The 15602-nt window shown below is 70.3% G+C and carries 11 protein-coding genes, 5 tRNA genes and 4 pseudogenes; 4 read left to right on the top strand and 16 right to left on the bottom strand.

The features are described 5' to 3' along the window. Positions 1 to 33: 33 nt before the first annotated feature. From AAT21_RS09875 to AAT21_RS38760, 3 genes and pseudogenes are all read right to left on the bottom strand, one after another. Positions 34 to 1044: an NAD(P)H-dependent glycerol-3-phosphate dehydrogenase gene (locus AAT21_RS09875; protein ID WP_046776296.1), complete on the bottom strand. Its 1011-nt coding sequence runs from the start codon at positions 1042 to 1044 to the stop codon at positions 34 to 36. After that, positions 1041 to 1750: pseudogene (locus AAT21_RS09870) on the bottom strand (lysophospholipid acyltransferase family protein); the annotation flags it as partial. The pseudogene AAT21_RS09870 and the gene AAT21_RS09875, both read right to left, overlap by 4 nt. 1 nt (position 1751) lies before the next feature. Next, a pseudogene (locus AAT21_RS38760) lies at positions 1752 to 1845 on the bottom strand (1-acyl-sn-glycerol-3-phosphate acyltransferase); the annotation flags it as partial. A 167-nt stretch (positions 1846 to 2012) separates the two neighbouring features. Here AAT21_RS38760 and cofC point away from each other — a divergent pair. After that, positions 2013 to 2693 (top strand): annotated as a pseudogene (cofC, locus tag AAT21_RS09865) (2-phospho-L-lactate guanylyltransferase); the annotation flags it as partial. Positions 2694 to 2999: 306 nt separating this feature from the next. Here the strand turns inward: cofC and AAT21_RS09860 are convergent. The 4 genes from AAT21_RS09860 to leuC all read right to left on the bottom strand — a co-directional run bounded on the left by AAT21_RS09860 (position 3000) and on the right by leuC (position 6205). Beyond that, a complete protein-coding gene (locus AAT21_RS09860) occupies positions 3000 to 3674 on the bottom strand; it encodes an HU family DNA-binding protein (protein WP_046776294.1) in 675 nt (224 codons plus the stop codon). 144 nt (positions 3675 to 3818) lie between these two features. Then, on the bottom strand, positions 3819 to 4046 hold the full coding sequence (locus AAT21_RS09855; protein WP_030009267.1) for an SCO5555 family protein: 228 nt from the start codon (positions 4044 to 4046) through the stop codon (positions 3819 to 3821). 137 nt (positions 4047 to 4183) lie between these two features. Further along, positions 4184 to 4777 (bottom strand): 3-isopropylmalate dehydratase small subunit, encoded by a 594-nt coding sequence (gene leuD, locus AAT21_RS09850; RefSeq protein WP_046776293.1) that lies wholly within the window; start codon positions 4775 to 4777, stop codon positions 4184 to 4186. A 3-nt stretch (positions 4778 to 4780) separates the two neighbouring features. Beyond that, positions 4781 to 6205, bottom strand: coding sequence for a 3-isopropylmalate dehydratase large subunit (gene leuC / locus AAT21_RS09845; protein ID WP_046776292.1), 1425 nt, complete (start codon positions 6203 to 6205; stop codon positions 4781 to 4783). Between the two features lie 182 nt (positions 6206 to 6387). Between leuC and ndgR the strand changes: the two genes are divergently transcribed. Continuing rightward, positions 6388 to 7104 carry an IclR family transcriptional regulator NdgR gene (gene ndgR / locus AAT21_RS09840; protein ID WP_007266782.1) on the top strand — a complete coding sequence of 239 codons (717 nt, stop codon included), beginning with the start codon at positions 6388 to 6390 and terminating at the stop codon, positions 7102 to 7104. A gap of 185 nt (positions 7105 to 7289) precedes the next feature. On the opposite strand, the gene AAT21_RS09835 is transcribed toward ndgR, so the two are convergent. The 9 genes from AAT21_RS09835 to AAT21_RS09795 all read right to left on the bottom strand — a co-directional run bounded on the left by AAT21_RS09835 (position 7290) and on the right by AAT21_RS09795 (position 11323). Next, positions 7290 to 7362 (bottom strand) — tRNA-Glu (locus AAT21_RS09835). A gap of 14 nt (positions 7363 to 7376) precedes the next feature. Further along, positions 7377 to 7448, bottom strand: a tRNA-Gln gene (locus tag AAT21_RS09830). Between the two features lie 21 nt (positions 7449 to 7469). Continuing rightward, positions 7470 to 7542: transfer RNA gene (locus tag AAT21_RS09825), tRNA-Glu, on the bottom strand. 63 nt (positions 7543 to 7605) lie between these two features. After that, positions 7606 to 7678 (bottom strand) — tRNA-Glu (locus AAT21_RS09820). A 27-nt stretch (positions 7679 to 7705) separates the two neighbouring features. After that, positions 7706 to 7777: transfer RNA gene (locus tag AAT21_RS09815), tRNA-Gln, on the bottom strand. Between the two features lie 86 nt (positions 7778 to 7863). Beyond that, positions 7864 to 8592: an HAD family hydrolase gene (locus tag AAT21_RS09810; protein WP_046776291.1), complete on the bottom strand. Its 729-nt coding sequence runs from the start codon at positions 8590 to 8592 to the stop codon at positions 7864 to 7866. A gap of 173 nt (positions 8593 to 8765) precedes the next feature. After that, on the bottom strand, positions 8766 to 10241 hold the full coding sequence (gene gltX / locus AAT21_RS09805; protein ID WP_079025540.1) for a glutamate--tRNA ligase: 1476 nt from the start codon (positions 10239 to 10241) through the stop codon (positions 8766 to 8768). Beyond that, positions 10234 to 11040: a fumarylacetoacetate hydrolase family protein gene (locus AAT21_RS09800; RefSeq protein ID WP_046776289.1), complete on the bottom strand. Its 807-nt coding sequence runs from the start codon at positions 11038 to 11040 to the stop codon at positions 10234 to 10236. The genes gltX and AAT21_RS09800 overlap by 8 nt, the downstream gene beginning before the upstream one ends. Positions 11041 to 11137: 97 nt before the next feature. Beyond that, positions 11138 to 11323, bottom strand: coding sequence for a hypothetical protein (locus AAT21_RS09795; RefSeq protein ID WP_046776288.1), 186 nt, complete (start codon positions 11321 to 11323; stop codon positions 11138 to 11140). Positions 11324 to 11899: 576 nt separating this feature from the next. Here AAT21_RS09795 and AAT21_RS09790 point away from each other — a divergent pair. Continuing rightward, the gene (locus AAT21_RS09790) at positions 11900 to 15511 is read left to right on the top strand and encodes a sensor histidine kinase (protein ID WP_046776287.1); all 3612 of its coding nucleotides are present in this window, start codon (positions 11900 to 11902) and stop codon (positions 15509 to 15511) included. Beyond that, positions 15512 to 15602, top strand: a pseudogene (locus AAT21_RS38755) (roadblock/LC7 domain-containing protein); the annotation flags it as partial. It lies immediately after the preceding gene.

Genomic DNA, 15602 nt, shown 5'->3' with positions numbered 1-15602 from the left:
ATGAGCGTACCCGCTCGTGCGTCCGGTAAGGAGTCAGCGACGTTCCGGTTTGGCGCTGCGGCCCATCAGTTCCTTCAGGGCCACGAGGGTCGGCTTGCCGTGGTGGACGATGTCCACCACCGTCTCGGTGATCGGCATGTCCACCCCGTGCCGGCCGGCCAGATCGGCCACCGACTGGCAGGACTTGACTCCTTCGGCGGTCTGCTTGGTGACCGCGATGGTCTCCTCCAGCGTCATGCCGCGGCCGAGGTTGGTGCCGAAGGTGTGGTTCCGGGAGAGCGGCGAGGAGCAGGTGGCGACCAGGTCGCCGAGGCCCGCGAGGCCGGAGAAGGTGAGCGGGTCGGCGCCCATGGCCACGCCCAGGCGGGTCGCCTCGGCGAGTCCGCGGGTGATGAGCGAGCCCTTGGTGTTGTCGCCGAGGCCCATGCCGTCCGCGATGCCGACGGCGAGGCCGATGACGTTCTTGACGGCGCCGCCGAGCTCGCAGCCGATGACGTCGGTGCTGGTGTACGGGCGGAAGTACGGGGTGTGGCAGGCGGCCTGGAGGCGCTGGGCCACGGCCTCGTCCACGCAGGCGACGACGGAGGCCGCGGGCTGGCGCGCGGCGATCTCGGCGGCCAGGTTGGGGCCGGTGACGACCGCGATGCGCTCGGCGGGGACCTTGGCGACCTCTTCGATGACCTCGCTCATCCGCTTGGCGGTGCCGAGTTCGATGCCCTTCATCAGGGAGACGAGCACCGTGTCGGGGGCCAGCAGCGGGGCCCAGGCGGCGAGGTTGTCGCGCAGGGTCTGCGAGGGGACGGCCAGGACGGTGAAGTCGGCGCCCGCGGCGGCCTCGGCCGGGTCGCCGGTGGCCCGGATGTTCGCCGGGAGTTCGACGTCGGGGAAGTAGTCCGGGTTCGTCCGGCCGGTGTTGATGGCGTCGACGACCTCCCTGCGGCGGCCCCACAGGGTGACCTCGCAGCCGGCGTCGGCGAGCACGATGGCGAAGGCCGTGCCCCAGGAGCCTGTTCCGAAGACGGTCGCCTTCATGGGACGTGTCACTTCTTCCCCTCCCCTGCGGCCTTGCGCCGCTGTTCCGCCCTGGCGTTGCGATGGTCGTACGGCTGCTCGGGCGCGGTCTCTCCCCGTACCTCCTCCAGGAGGCGGGTGACGGCCGCCATGATGGTCTCGGTGGCCTCCTTGAGGACGTCCGGGGTGGGTTCCCGGTCGTAGTAGGCCGAGAGGTCCACGGGCGGTCCGGCGAGCACCTGGAGGGTCTTGCGCGGGAGGAGCCGGACCTTGTTCTCCTTGGCGTACGGCGGCATGGCGAGGTTCGCACCCCACTGGGCCACCGGAATGACGGGCGCCCTGGTGATCAGCGCGACGCGGGCGACGCCGGTCTTGCCGGCCATCGGCCACATGTCGGGATCCCGGGTCAGGGTGCCCTCGGGGTAAAAGGCGACGCATTCGCCGCGCTCGATGGCGTCGACGGCGGCGCGGAATGCGTCCAGGGCGTTGGTGCTCTCCCGGTAGACGGGGATCTGCCCGCTGCCGCGGAGGATCGACCCGACAAAGGGGACCTTGAAGAGGGCGGCCTTGGCGAGCAATCGGGGCACCCGGCCGGTGTTGTACTGGAAGTGCGCGTAGGAGAGCGGGTCCAGATACGAGTTGTGATTGACGGCGGTGATAAAACCGCCCTCGGCCGGAATGTGCTCCATTCCCCGCCAGTCCCGCTTGAAGAGCACTACCAGCGGCGGGTTTTTGGTGGNCCCCCCGCCAGTCCCGCTTGAAGAGCACTACCAGCGGCGGTTTTGCGATGACCGCCGCCAGGCGGTACCAGAAGCCGATTCTGCGGCGGGACACTCGGACACCTTCCTCTAGGACCGGTCGCGGCTGGGGCACCTCGTCGTCGGCCGGACAAGTGTCACCCCGGGCCCGGTCTCTGTCGAGAACACCGTACGCCCCGCTCACCCCGGCAGACCCCCGGGCTGCCAGGCGGGGGCGACAATGGGCCGACACATGACCGGGCCATGACCCGGCCTTGGCCCGGGGAGGGGCCGGAGCGTACCGGAGGGAAGGAGTCCGTCACGAACGCCGTCTGGAGTCTGGTGGTCCCGCTGAAGCCCCTGTCGGTGGCCAAGAGCCGGCTCGCGGCGGCCGTGGGGGCCTCGCGTCCGGGGCTGGCCCTGGCGTTCGCCCTGGACACCGTCGCGGGGGCGCTGGCCTGCACCGCGGTCTCGGATGTGGTGGTCGTCACGGACGACGCCGCGGCCGGCGCGGAACTGGCCGGGCTGGGTGCGCGGATCGTCCCGGACGTCCCGGCGGCCGGGCTCAACGCGGCGCTGGCGCACGGCGCGCGGGCGGCCCGCGAGGCGCGGCCCGCCGCCCCGGTCGCGGCGATGAACGCGGACCTGCCAGCGCTACGGCCCTCCGAATTGCTACGCGTGCTCGAAAACGCATCGGTATTTCCGCGGGCATTTCTGGCGGATGCGACCGGAATCGGTACGACCTTGCTTTCCGCCGCGTCCGGCATGGAATTGGCCCCTTCCTTCGGGGGTGCGTCGCGGGCCAGGCATTCCGCCTCGGGGGCGGTGGAAATCGCACTGGCGGACGTGGACAGCGTGCGCCGCGACGTGGACACGGCGGCGGACCTGCGCACGGCGCTCGCCCTCGGTGTGGGGCGTCACACGGCCCGATACAGTGCGGGTATGCAGGCGACCGCGTACACGTACGACTCCCAGACCCGCAGCGGCAGTGTGCTGCTGGACGACGGCACCCCGGTGTCCTTCGAGGCCCGGGCGTTCGACGCGGGCGGCCTGCGGCTGCTGCGGCCCGGGCAGCGGGTCCGGATCGAGACGGACGGCAAGGGCGCGGACCTGCGGATCACCCTGATCACGCTGCAGACCTTCTGAACCGGTCCGCCGGAACGCCCACGGGGCGGCCGGTGGTCCCCGGAACGCACCGCGGGCCGGCTTCCCCCGCGGGGGAAGCCGGCCCGGCGTGTGTGACTCGTGCCCTTACTTCTTGCGGGCGGTGGTCTTCTTCGCGGTGGCCTTGCGGGTCGCCGTCTTCTTGGCCGGCGCCTTCGTCGCTGCGGTGACCTTCTTGGCCGCCGGGGCGGTCTTCTTCGCGGCGGCGGTGGTCTTCTTCGCCGCCGCCGTGGTCTTCTTGGCGGTGGTGGCCTTCTTGGCGGCCGCGGTGGTCTTCTTCGCCGTGGTGGTGCTCTTCACGGCCGCCTTCTTGGCGGTCGCGGTGGTCTTCACGGCGGCCTTCTTTGCGACCGTGGTCTTCGCCGCGGCCTTCTTCGCGGTGGTGGCCTTCTTCGCCGCGGCCTTCTTGACCGTCGCGGAGGCACCGCCGGTGAGGCTGCCCTTCGGCGCCTTCTTCACCGACACCTCGCCGCCCTTGGGCAGCTTCTTGGTGCCGCTGACCAGGTCCTTGAAGCCCTGGCCGGCACGGAATCGGGGCACCGAGGTCTTCTTGACCCGGACGCGCTCACCCGTCTGCGGGTTGCGGGCGTAACGGGCCGGACGGTCGACCTTCTCGAACGAGCCGAAGCCCGTGACCGAGACCCGGTCGCCCGCGACGGTAGCGCGGACGATGGCGTCCAGTACCGCGTCGACAGCGTCCGCGGCCTGCTGGCGGCCGCCCAGCTTGTCGGCAATCGCTTCTACGAGCTGCGCCTTGTTCACGTCTTCCCCTTCGGAGACTTCGCCAGAACGAATGTGTTCAAGCTTATTTCGCACGTTAGGCGGATATATACCGCAAATCAAACACGAAACGGGCTAATCACCCTAGTGCCGCAACGCCGGAGGCGGTTACGGAGTTCCTTCGCATCAGTCGCCTTCAGGGAATCGACCCTCGTCGAGGTCCTTCATCAACCTGTCCAGGCGCCTTGCCGCATCGGCGAGATCATGCTTCGCCGCGGCCGTGACGACCAACAGCTTCCGGGACAGCGCCATCCTTACGCCCTCCGGGACTTGCAGTGAGCGCACCCGTGTGTGTGCTTCTTTCAGCCGGTCCGCGACGAGTTCGTAGAGCTCGAGTTGACTGTCGCGTTCCATGCACAGATTGTGCCATCTGGGGCGAGTTGTCGCCTCACGGGGCCTCAACAAACGGCTGTGCCCCCCGCCGGAGGGCGGGGGGCACAGTGTTGTCGTTGTGATCACCCGGGGGTGAATAACCGCTGATCAGGCAGGAATCAGGCCTGAATGGTGCGCGGCTTGAAGGCCGGCCGGCCGCTTTCGTAGGTGGCGATGTCCGCTTCGTTCTGAAGGGTGAGCGAGATGTCGTCCAGGCCTTCCAGCAGACGCCAGCGGGCGTTGTCGTCAAGTTCGAACTCGGCCACGATGCCTTCCGCGCGTACCTGGCGGTCGACCAGGTCGACCGTGATCTCGGCGGTGGGGTCGGCCTCCGTCAGCGCCCACAGCCGGTCGACCGTCTCCTGCGGGAGCACGACGGTCAGCAGGCCGTTCTTCAGCGAGTTCCCGCGGAAGATGTCGGCGAAGCGGGAGGAGATGACCGTCTTGAAGCCGAAGTTCTGCAGGGCCCAGACGGCGTGCTCGCGCGAGGAGCCGGTACCGAAGTCGGGGCCTGCGACGAGCACGGTCGCTCCGGCGCGCTCCGGGCGGTTCGTGACGAACTCCGGGTCCTTGCGCCAGGCCTCGAAGAGCCCGTCCTCGAAGCCGTCGCGGGTGATCTTCTTGAGCCAGTGGGCCGGGATGATCTGGTCGGTGTCGACGTTGCTGCGGCGCAGCGGGACGGCCCGGCCGGTGTGGACGGTGAAGGCTTCCATGGTTCAGACTCCGGCGGTCGCGTCGGCGGCGGACAGGTCGGCGGGCGAGGCCAGATGGCCCAGCACGGCGGTGGCGGCGGCCACCTGCGGGGAGACCAGGTGCGTACGCCCGCCCTTGCCCTGCCGGCCCTCGAAGTTGCGGTTGGAGGTGGACGCGGAGCGTTCACCGGGCGCCAGTTGGTCCGGGTTCATGCCCAGGCACATCGAACAGCCCGCGTGCCGCCACTCGGCGCCGGCCTCCTTGAAGACCTTGTCCAGGCCCTCTTCCACGGCCTGGAGGGCGACGCGGACCGAGCCCGGTACGACCAGCATCCGTACACCGTCGGCGACTTTGCGGCCCTCGATGATCCCGGCGACGGCGCGCAGGTCCTCGATGCGGCCGTTGGTGCAGGAACCTACGAAGACGGTGTCGACCTTGATGTCCCGCAGCGGCTGCCCGGCGGTCAACCCCATGTACTCCAGGGCCTTTTCGGCCGCGAGGCGCTCCGAAGCGTCCTCGTACGAAGCCGGGTCGGGGACCTCGGCCGACAGCGGCGCGCCCTGGCCCGGGTTGGTGCCCCAGGTGACGAAGGGGGAGAGCGCGGCGCCGTCGATGACGACCTCCGCGTCGAAGACCGCGTCCTCGTCGGTGCGCAGGGTCTTCCAGTACGCGACGGCCGCATCCCAGTCCTCGCCCACGGGGGCGTGGTCGCGGCCCTGCAGGTAGTCGAAGGTGGTCTGGTCGGGGGCGATCATGCCCGCGCGGGCGCCGGCCTCGATCGACATGTTGCAGATGGTCATGCGGGCTTCCATCGAGAGCCGCTCGATGGCCTCGCCGCGGTACTCCAGGATGTAGCCCTGGCCGCCGCCGGTGCCGATCTTGGCGATGATCGCCAGGATCAGGTCCTTGGCGGTGACGCCTTCGGCCAGCGCGCCGGTGACGGTGATCGCCATCGTCTTCGGGCGGGCCAGCGGCAGCGTCTGGGTGGCCAGTACGTGCTCGACCTGGCTCGTGCCGATGCCGAAGGCCAGCGCGCCGAAGGCGCCGTGCGTCGAGGTGTGCGAGTCACCGCAGACCACGGTGGTGCCGGGCTGGGTCAGTCCCAGCTGCGGTCCCACGACGTGGACCACACCCTGCTCCACGTCGCCCAGCGAGTGCAGGCGGACACCGAACTCGGCGCAGTTCGCGCGCAGCGTCTCCAGCTGGGCCCGGGAGACCGGGTCCGCGATCGGCTTGTCGATGTCGAGGGTGGGGGTGTTGTGGTCCTCGGTCGCGATGGTGAGGTCAAGGCGTCGGACCTTGCGGCCGGCCTGGCGCAGGCCGTCGAAGGCCTGCGGGCTGGTCACCTCGTGCAGCAGGTGCAGATCGATGAAGAGGAGGTCGGGCTCGCCTTCGGCGCGCCGGACGACATGGTCGTCCCAGACCTTCTCCGCGAGTGTCCTACCCATCGCTTTCCCTCCGGCCGGCGGGTTGTGCCGGCGCTTCATAGAGATTCGTGCGCCAGACGCCCGTACCCCACGTCCCGGACGACGGCTCGGACCCAGTGGTTCGTGGACCCGCACATACAGACTCGCTGGTTCTTGGAAAAATTGAACTTGCGTTTCACAGTGTGAGACGCGAATATCGTTTCATGGACAACTCTAGCGGCGTCGGCGTTCTCGACAAGGCAGCTCTGGTATTGAGCGCACTGGAGTCCGGTCCGGCCACCCTCGCCGGGCTGGTCGCGGCGACAGGGCTCGCACGACCCACGGCACATCGCCTTGCCGTGGCACTGGAACACCACCGGATGGTGGCGAGGGACATGCAGGGCCGGTTCATCCTCGGACCGCGGCTGGCGGAGCTCGCCGCCGCGGCCGGCGAGGACCGCCTGCTGGCCACGGCGGGACCGGTACTCACCCACCTCCGTGACGTGACGGGTGAGAGCGCGCAGCTCTACCGGCGTCAGGGAGACATGCGCATCTGTGTGGCGGCGGCGGAACGGCTGTCGGGCCTGCGGGACACCGTCCCGGTGGGCTCGACCCTGCCGATGAAGGCCGGCTCGGCCGCGCAGATCCTGATGGCCTGGGAGGAGCCCGAGCGGCTCCACCGGGGCCTGCAGGGCGCGCGTTTCACGGCGACGGCGCTCTCGGGCGTACGGCGGCGCGGCTGGGCTCAGTCGATCGGCGAGCGGGAGCCCGGCGTGGCGTCCGTCTCGGCGCCGGTGCGCGGGCCGTCGAACCGGGTGGTGGCCTCCGTATCGGTCTCCGGGCCGATCGAGCGCCTGACCCGCCACCCGGGCCGGATGCACGCCCAGGCCGTCATCGACGCGGCCGCCCGCCTCACGGAGGCGCTGCGCCGCTCCGGCTGACGCCCCGATCCCACCTGTTCACCCCCGGGCCCGGGGGCGCGTTCGACGCCGCACACGTCCGAACACGCGCCTCCGGGCCCGCACTTGTGCCTGCGTCATCGTTGTCCGCGGGTGCCTGCGTCGGCAGGGGCGGGGCAACGGCGAAGAGGCCCTCCGCGATGAACGCGGAGGGCCTCTTCTGTGCGTACCCCCGACCGGATTCGAACCGGCGCTACCGCCTTGAGAGGGCGGCGTGCTAGGCCGCTACACAACGGGGGCTTGCTTGTACTGCGCTGGGCTACCAGGACTCGAACCTAGAACAAAGGAACCAGAAACCTTCGTGTTGCCAATTACACCATAGCCCAATGTGGTCTATACCAGACCAGTACCCCCGACCGGATTCGAACCGGCGCTACCGCCTTGAGAGGGCGGCGTGCTAGGCCGCTACACAACGGGGGCCCTAGCGATCCTGCATCAAGACGTCCGGGAGCTACCCATAGGAGATCTTGCGGGAAGGATCTGTACCCCCGACCGGATTCGAACCGGCGCTACCGCCTTGAGAGGGCGGCGTGCTAGGCCGCTACACAACGGGGGCTAAGCACTGCGTTACTGCTGCACTGCGCTGGGGTACCAGGACTCGAACCTAGAATAAGGGAACCAGAAACCCTCGTGTTGCCAATTACACTATACCCCACCGAAAGTCAACCCCTTGGGGGGATTTTCTTTCGAGTGGCGCCTCCGTCCGGCCTTTCGGCCCGCTCCGGCGGCGCAGAAAGAACATTACCGGATGCCTGACCGTGCTCCAAAACGGGTATCCCGTGCCAGCAGCTCAGGCAGCCGGTCAAGGCCTTCGATCCGGTGCGCCCCCTCGGGGCCGGGGCCTCTGCGGCCGTCCCGGTCGATCCAGACGGCCAGCAGCCCGGCGTCGCGGGCCCCACGCGCGTCGATCTCGGGCTGGTCCCCCACGTACGCCACGTCCTGCGGCGGCAGCCCGAGCGCCTCGCACGCGGCGAGGAAGGCCTCCGCCTCGGGCTTGCTGACGCCGAGCTCGACGGCGCAGACCAGCACCTCGAAGCGCTCGCGCAGCCCGAGCCGGCGCAGCTTGGGGTCCTGGTTGGCCGTGGAGGAGTTGGAGAGCACGCCGTGGCGGTAGTCGGCGGCGAGGGCGTCGAGGGCCGGCACGACGTCGGGGAAGAGGGTCCAGGCGGCCTTGTAGTGCTCCACGTACTGGTCGAACCAGGCGTCGGCCTCGGCGGCGGTCATGCCGGGCTCGTCGAGGAACTCCCGCACCCGCTCCTGGCGCTGCCCCTGGAAGGTGCCCACCCCGGCGGCGAAGCGCGCCCAGTGCCGGTCGGTGATCTCCCTCCAGCGCGCGAGCGCCTGCCCGGGGGTCCCGTACCGCTCCGCGAGCCGGACGGCCTCCAGCTGCGCCGCGAGCCCGGCCGCGTCGGCCCCCGTGTAGTCGAAGAGGGTGTCGTCGATGTCCCACAGCACGGCGCGGATCGGCATGTGCCCGAGCCTACGCCGCGGGCACCTCCGGGGTGGGCACGACAGGGAAGTCCGCCACGGAAGACGGCGACACGGGCGTACGTCGCGGCGTTCCCGCCGGCGGGAACGCCGCAGGGGGCGGCGGCCCGGGTTCGGGCGCCGCCCCCTGCGGGACGTGACGGTGCTGCCGCGGGTCAGCCGGCCAGCTTGGCCAGGGCCGCGTCGATGCGGGACAGCGAGCGCTCCTTGCCCAGGATCTCCAGGGACTCGAAGAGCGGCAGGCCGACCGTGCGGCCGGTGACGGCCACGCGGACCGGCGCCTGGGCCTTGCCGAGCTTGAGGCCGTGCGCCTCGCCGGCGGTCAGGACGGCCTGCTTGAGGGACTCGGGGTCCGACCAGTCGGCGTCGGCCAGCTTCTCGCGGGCGGTGGTCAGCAGGGCCGCCGGCTCGCCCTTCATCGCCTTGTCCCAGGAGGCCTGGTCCTCGACGGGCTCCTTGCGGAACAGGAAGTCCACGTTGGCGGTGATCTCCGACAGTACGCCCACGCGCGTCTGGGCGTACGGCGCGATGCGCTCCCAGGCCTCGGCGTCGAAGTCCTCCGGCTCCCAGTTGGCGTGCGGGGCCTGCAGCCACGGGGCGCAGCGGTCCGCGAACACCTTCGGGTCGAGCAGGCGGATGTGGTCGCCGTTGATCGACTCGGCCTTCTTCAGGTCGAAGCGCGCCGGGTTGGCGTTCACGCCGTCGATGTCGAACTTCTCGACCATCTGCTCGATGGAGAAGACGTCCTGGTCCTTGGAGAAGGACCAGCCGAGGAGCGAGAGGTAGTTCAGCAGGCCCTCGGGGAGGAAGCCGCGCTCGCGGTACAGGTTGAGCGAGGCCTCGGGGTCGCGCTTGGAGAGCTTCTTGTTGCCTTCGCCCATCACGTACGGCAGGTGGCCGAAGGCGGGGGTGCTCTTGGCGACGCCCAGCTCGGTCAGCGCCTTGTAGAGGGCGATCTGGCGGGGGGTGGAGGAGAGCAGGTCCTCGCCGCGCAGGACGTGCGTGATCTCCATCAGCGCGTCGTCCACCGGGTTGACCAGGGTGTAGAGCGGAGCGCCGTTGGCCCGCACGATGCCGAAGTCCGGCACGTTGTCCGGGGTGAAGGTCAGCTCGCCGCGCACCAGGTCGGTGAAGGTGATGGGCTCGTCGGGCATCCGGAAGCGGACGATCGCGGGGCGGTGCTCGCCCTGGTACGCCTCGATCTGCACGGGGGTGAGCTCGCGGCAGTGACCGTCGTAGCCGGAGGGCTTGCCGGCGGCGCGGGCGGCCGCGCGGCGGGCGTCGAGTTCCTCGGTGGAGCAGTAGCAGTGGTACGCGTAGCCGCCGTCGAGCAGCTTCTTCGCGACGTCCGCGTAGATGTCCATGCGCTCGGACTGACGGTACGGCGCGTGCGGACCGCCGACCTCGGGGCCCTCGTCCCAGGTGAAGCCGAGCCACCGCAGCGAGTCGAGCAGCTGGCCGTAGGACTCCTCGGAGTCGCGGGCCGCGTCGGTGTCCTCGATACGGAAGACGAACGTGCCGCCGTGGTGGCGCGCGAACGCCCAGTTGAACAGGGCGGTGCGGACCAGACCCACGTGGGGGTTGCCGGTCGGGGAGGGACAGAAACGTACGCGGACAGGTCCGTTAACCACGCTTGATCACCTTGTTGGTGAGAGTGCCGATGCCTTCGATGGTGACGGCGACCTCGTCGCCGACGTTGAGGGGGCCGACTCCGGCCGGGGTCCCCGTGAGGATGACGTCGCCGGGGAGCAGCGTCATGGCCTCGGTGATGTGGACGACCAGGTCCTCGATGGAGCGGACCATGTCACTGGTGCGGCCCAGCTGGCGCTGCTGGCCGTTGACGGTGCACTGGATGGTCAGGTCGCCCGGGTCCAGGTCGGTCTCGATCCAGGGGCCGAGGGGGCAGGAGCTGTCGAAGCCCTTGGCGCGGGCCCACTGCTTCTCACGCTGCTGCACGTCGCGCGCCGTGACGTCGTTGGCGCAGGTGTAGCCGAGGATGACGTCCTTGACGCGCTCCCTGGGAACCTCGCGGCACATGCGGCCGATGACCACGGCGAGCTCTGCCTCGTGATGGAGGTCCTGGGAGAAGGAGGGGTAGGTGATCGGGTCGCCCGGGCCGACCACGGAGGTGGACGGCTTGAAGAAGGTGATGGGGGCGTCGGGACGGCCTTGATCGTCGAAGATGGCGTGGCCGAGCTCCGCCGCGTGCTCCGCGTAGTTGCGGCCGATGGCCACGACCTTGTTCGGGAGCACGGGCGGCAGCAGGCGGACCTTGCTCAGCGGGACCTTCGTGCCCGAGAGCTCGAAGTCCGCGAACGGGATGCCCTTGATGATGTCGAGCACGAGCGACGCTTCGTTGCCGGGGGCGGCGTCGCCCTCGACCGCGCCGAACGCGACATTGCCGTCGATCGAGAACCTGGCGATGCGCACGTGTTGCGTCTGCCCCTCTGTATGTCCGCTGGCTGGAGTCTGCGGACCCCAGGCTAACGCGGCGGGCAGCGGCGCTTCACGTTCCGTGCGGGGCGGCTTACTGCGCGGCGGCGACCGGCGCGTCCATCAGGACCGTGCGCCGGGGGTTGGCGGTCTGCGTCGGCAGCTCGACGGCGTGTTCCGGGGTGGCCGGTGCCGCCTGCAGCTCCTCGGCGTCCTTGAGGTGCGCGAGGGTGGTGCGGCGGGGGTTGGCTATGTTGCGGAACATCGTCGTCGTCTTCATCGGAGTTCGGGGTCCTCGGTTCGCTCTGCGGATGTCGGCCGGCGCGGGCACCAGCCCTGGCCCAACCCTTCAAGGGGCAAGGCTAAACATCCGAATCCCCTGGCGAACCGGGAAGTAATGGCCACGGCTATGTGAGTTTGCTCACCAGCGACCGGACATTACTTCCATAATGGACAGTCGATCACACCGACCGAAACGGACATTGCGCCACTGAATGCGCCATTCCGCTCCTGATCATCTCGACTGGGACACCCTGCCGACCGCGCTGTTTGGATGACGTAAGTCCGATTTCAACCGAATGCGGTCGCACATCGTGTAGTGCATCTGTCACGAGCCGTGACCGACTCTCCGGGCCGACACGCGCACCTTGTTGGAGATCCGCCACTGTGCTGGAATTCGCGGGACCGCCGCGGGACTCAGTCCGGCGCGCAGGTGGCGCGACTCAGCGCCGAGCGGCGGAGAGAAAGGGAGACGCGCCGGTCACCGACGACCACCATGGGGCCGAAAGTGCCCCACGACTCGACACCGTTCCGCCGCTCATCCGGCGGGGCGCCTGGTCCAGAGGTTGCGACGCTAGTGCAGGGACGATTCAAGAGGGATGGCAGCGCTGCGGCGGAGCAGGAGCCGCGCGGCGGGACCGACCGTGGCTCCTCGCCCCAGCACGCCCAGAACCGCGGGCCGGCTGTCGAAGGCGTGAGCCCCGACGCTTCCGCAGCGGTGAAGGCGAAGGGCCGCGTGAAGAGCCTGAAGGCCAAGTCCAAGGACAAGGCCGGGCCGGCTGAGCAGGACGCGGCGATACCGAAGGCCCCCAGTGGGCCCGGCTCCCGCCTCGCCATGCAGAACTGGCGCATCAGCACGCGACTCGTGTCGCTGCTGACCCTGCCGGTCGTCGCCGCCACCACGCTCGGTGGCTTCCGTATCAACGACTCGCTCAACGACATCGCGCAGCTCGAGCACATGCAGCTGCTGACGACGATGACGCGGCAGGCCACCAACCTGGCCGCCATGCTCCAGGAGGAGCGCGACCTCTCCGCGGGTCCGCTCACGCTCTCCAAGGGCAAGACCAACAGCAGCGTCGACGGTGCCCGCGCGCAGACCGACACCGCCGCCTTGGCCTTCACCGCCGCGACCGACAAGGTCGACAGCACCGGCGCGAAGGACGACACCCTCAAGTCGATCCGCAACAACGTGCTGCAGATCGGCCGTCAGATCGCGAACATCCAGACGGTCCGCGACAAGGCGTACGTCAACGGCGCACAGCAGACCGTCAGCGAGTACAACGCGATGATCGTCTCGCTGCTCTCGCTCTCCCAGGACATGGCGCAGGCCACCTCCAACCCGGAGATGATCAAGCGTACGCGTGCCCTGGCCGCATTCTCCGCCGCCAAGGAATACGCCTCCATCCAGCGCGCGATCATCGCCGCCTCGCTTCCCGACACCAACGAGAAGCAGGGCAAGCTGGAGGAGAACGACCGCCTCTACGCCCTCTCCGCGCAGAAGGGCGAGCAGCAGTCGAAGACCACCTTCGAGCTCGTCTACCAGGGCCGCACCGAGGAGCTCCTCGCGGGTCTGGGCGACAGCAACTCCGAGATCTCCAGCGCCGACCACTACGCACGCCGCGTGCTGGCCAGCCAGGACGCCTTCCTCCGCGAGAAGAACCGGTCCTGGCTGGACTGGTACGACGCGGACGGCACCAAGCTCCAGGCGATGAAGGTCATCGAGCTGACCCTGCTTGAGGAGATGGAGCAGAAGGCCCGTGAGCTGAAGAACGAGGCCCAGCAGGACGCCATCATCAACGGTGCCCTGATCCTCCTCGTCCTCGGTGTCTCCCTCGTCGGCGCATTCGTCATGGCCCGCTCGATGATCCGCTCGCTGCGCCGCCTGCAGGACACCGCGACGCGCGTCGCCCAGGACCGTCTGCCCGAGCTCGTCAAGCAGCTGTCCGAGTCCGACCCGCAGGACGTGGACACGTCCGTGGAGTCGGTCGGTCTGCACACCCGCGACGAGATCGGCCAGGTGGCCGCGGCCTTCGACGACGTGCACCGTGAGGCCGTCCGCCTCGCAGCCGAGCAGGCCCTCCTGCGGGGCAACGTCAACGCGATGTTCACCAACCTCTCGCGCCGCTCGCAGGGCCTCATCCAGCGTCAGCTCTCGCTCATCTCCGAACTGGAGTCGCGCGAAGCCGACCCGGACCAGCTGTCCTCCCTCTTCAAGCTCGACCACCTCGCGACCCGCATGCGCCGTAACGGCGAAAACCTCCTCGTCCTCGCGGGCGAGGAGCCGGGCCGCCGGTGGACCCGCCCCGTCCCGCTGGTCGACGTGCTCCGCGCCGCCGCGTCCGAGGTGGAGCAGTACGAGCGCGTCGAGCTGGCCTCGGTGCCCGGCACCGACGTCGCCGGCCGCGTCGTCAACGACCTCGTGCACGTGCTCGCGGAGCTGCTGGAGAACGCCACCTCGTTCTCCTCCCCGCAGACCAAGGTCAAGGTCACCGGTCACGCACTGCCCGACGGCCGCGTGCTCGTCGAGATCCACGACACCGGTATCGGTCTCTCCCCGGAGGACCTCGCCGCGATCAACGAGCGCCTGGCGTCGCCGCCCACCGTGGACGTCTCCGTCTCCCGGCGCATGGGTCTGTTCGTGGTCGGCCGCCTGTCCCTGCGACACGGCATCCGCATCCAGCTGCGCCCCTCCGACTCGGGCGGTACGACGGCCCTCGTCATGCTCCCGGTGGACGTCGCCCAGGGCGGCAAGAAGCCGGGTCCGACGCCGGGCCAGGGCGGCGCCCAGGGCGGCCCCGGTGCCCAGGCCTCCGTGCCCGGTCCGGGCGCACGTCCCTCCGTGGGCCAGAGCCCGCAGCGCGGTCAGGTCGGCGGCGGTCAGCGTGCCGCGCTCCCCGGCCGTGACGGTGCCGGCCAGCGTCCGCAGGGCGGACGGCCGCAGGGCGGTCCGCAGGGCGGTCCCGGTGCTCCCGGTGCCCGTCCCCAGCAGGGCGGTCCGACCACCGCCGGCCAGGGCCAGGGTGCCTTCGGCTCCGGCGCTCCGCTGCCGACCCGCGGCCCGGTGCCCAGCGTCGGCTTCGGCGGCGGACCCCAGGCCCGTCCGGCGTCCTCCGGTGCCTCCGGCTTCCAGCAGGGCAGCGGCTTCGAGCGTCCGCAGCAGCCCCAGCAGCAGGCCCAGCCGCAGCAGGCCCAGCAGCAGTCCGGTCCCGGGGCTGCGGCCCCGGGCGGTCCGCGGCAGCAGCTGCCGCCGCGCGGCGGCGCCGCCGGCGCCCGTCCGGAGCTGCCCGGCCCGCAGACCACCAGCTGGGGTTCCGACCAGGCCCGCGGCCACGACGAGCTCTCGGGCCCCGGCTCGACGGCCGAGTTCGCGCGCCCGGACTTCAACGCGCCGATGCCCCAGGGCGACGGCATGGGCAGCACCACCGGGCAGTTCGAGCGTCCGGACGTACGGGGCCCCATCGACCCGTCCTCCACCGGCCAGTTCGAGCGCCCGGGCTACCAGCCCCAGCGGCCGGGCGGCCCCGGTGTCGGCGGGTTCGCCCGCCAGCCGCAGGCCCCGCAGCAGCCGCAGGCCCCGCAGGGCGGCGAGTACGCACCCGTACCGCCCGCGCGGTCCGAGGCCCCGCGGCTGCCGCAGGCGCACCGGCCGGAGGCACTGCCCCCGGCCCAGAGCGCCGGCGACGCCCGCAGCCCGATCTTCGACACGCTGGAGTCGAACTGGTTCCGCGAGGAGGGGCAGCAGCCCCCCGCGCAGGTCCCGGCCGTACCCCAGCAGCCGCAGCAGTCCGCTCCGTCGGCCCCTGCCCCGCAGCAGCAGCTGCCGCAGCGCGGCCAGGAGCAGGCGGCCGAGTCCTCCCAGACGGCGACCGGCGCCATGCCGACCGTCAGCTGGAAGTCCTCGCCGAACGACGAGCTGATGCGGCAGGCCGAGCGCGTGCGCCAGCCCGCCGCCGGCGGAATCACGACCTCGGGGCTGCCCCGCCGGGTCCCGCGGGCGAACCTCGTGGCCGGCACCGCGCAGCAGCAGTCCGAGGCGCAGGCGGGTCCGCAGGTCTCCCGGGCGCCGGACGACGTCCGCGGCCGTCTGACCAACCTCCGACGCGGTATCCAGCAGGGCCGTCAGGCTGGCAACAACAGCCAGGCGACCGGCAGTTACCACATCGACCCCACTTACCAGCAGGAGCGTTAGTTGAGTTCGATGAGCCAGGCGGCACAGAACCTGAACTGGTTGATCACCAACTTCGTGGACAACACCCCCGGGGTGTCGCACACGGTGGTGG

This window comes from Streptomyces yangpuensis, assembly GCF_001005295.1.
Classification (GTDB): Bacteria; Actinomycetota; Actinomycetes; order Streptomycetales; family Streptomycetaceae; genus Streptomyces; species Streptomyces yangpuensis.
The sequence above is the reverse complement of the archived record's forward strand: the minus strand, read 5'-3'. Positions and strand labels throughout refer to the sequence as shown.

Coding starts and splice junctions, on each gene's coding strand:
- AAT21_RS09855 (WP_030009267.1), bottom strand. CDS start 4,046: ATGGAACGCGACAGTCAACTCGAGCTCTACGAACTCGTCGCGGACCGG.
- leuD (WP_046776293.1), bottom strand. CDS start 4,777: ATGGAAGCCTTCACCGTCCACACCGGCCGGGCCGTCCCGCTGCGCCGC.
- leuC (WP_046776292.1), bottom strand. CDS start 6,205: ATGGGTAGGACACTCGCGGAGAAGGTCTGGGACGACCATGTCGTCCGG.
- ndgR (WP_007266782.1), top strand. CDS start 6,388: ATGGACAACTCTAGCGGCGTCGGCGTTCTCGACAAGGCAGCTCTGGTA.
- AAT21_RS09810 (WP_046776291.1), bottom strand. CDS start 8,592: ATGCCGATCCGCGCCGTGCTGTGGGACATCGACGACACCCTCTTCGAC.
- AAT21_RS09795 (WP_046776288.1), bottom strand. CDS start 11,323: ATGAAGACGACGACGATGTTCCGCAACATAGCCAACCCCCGCCGCACC.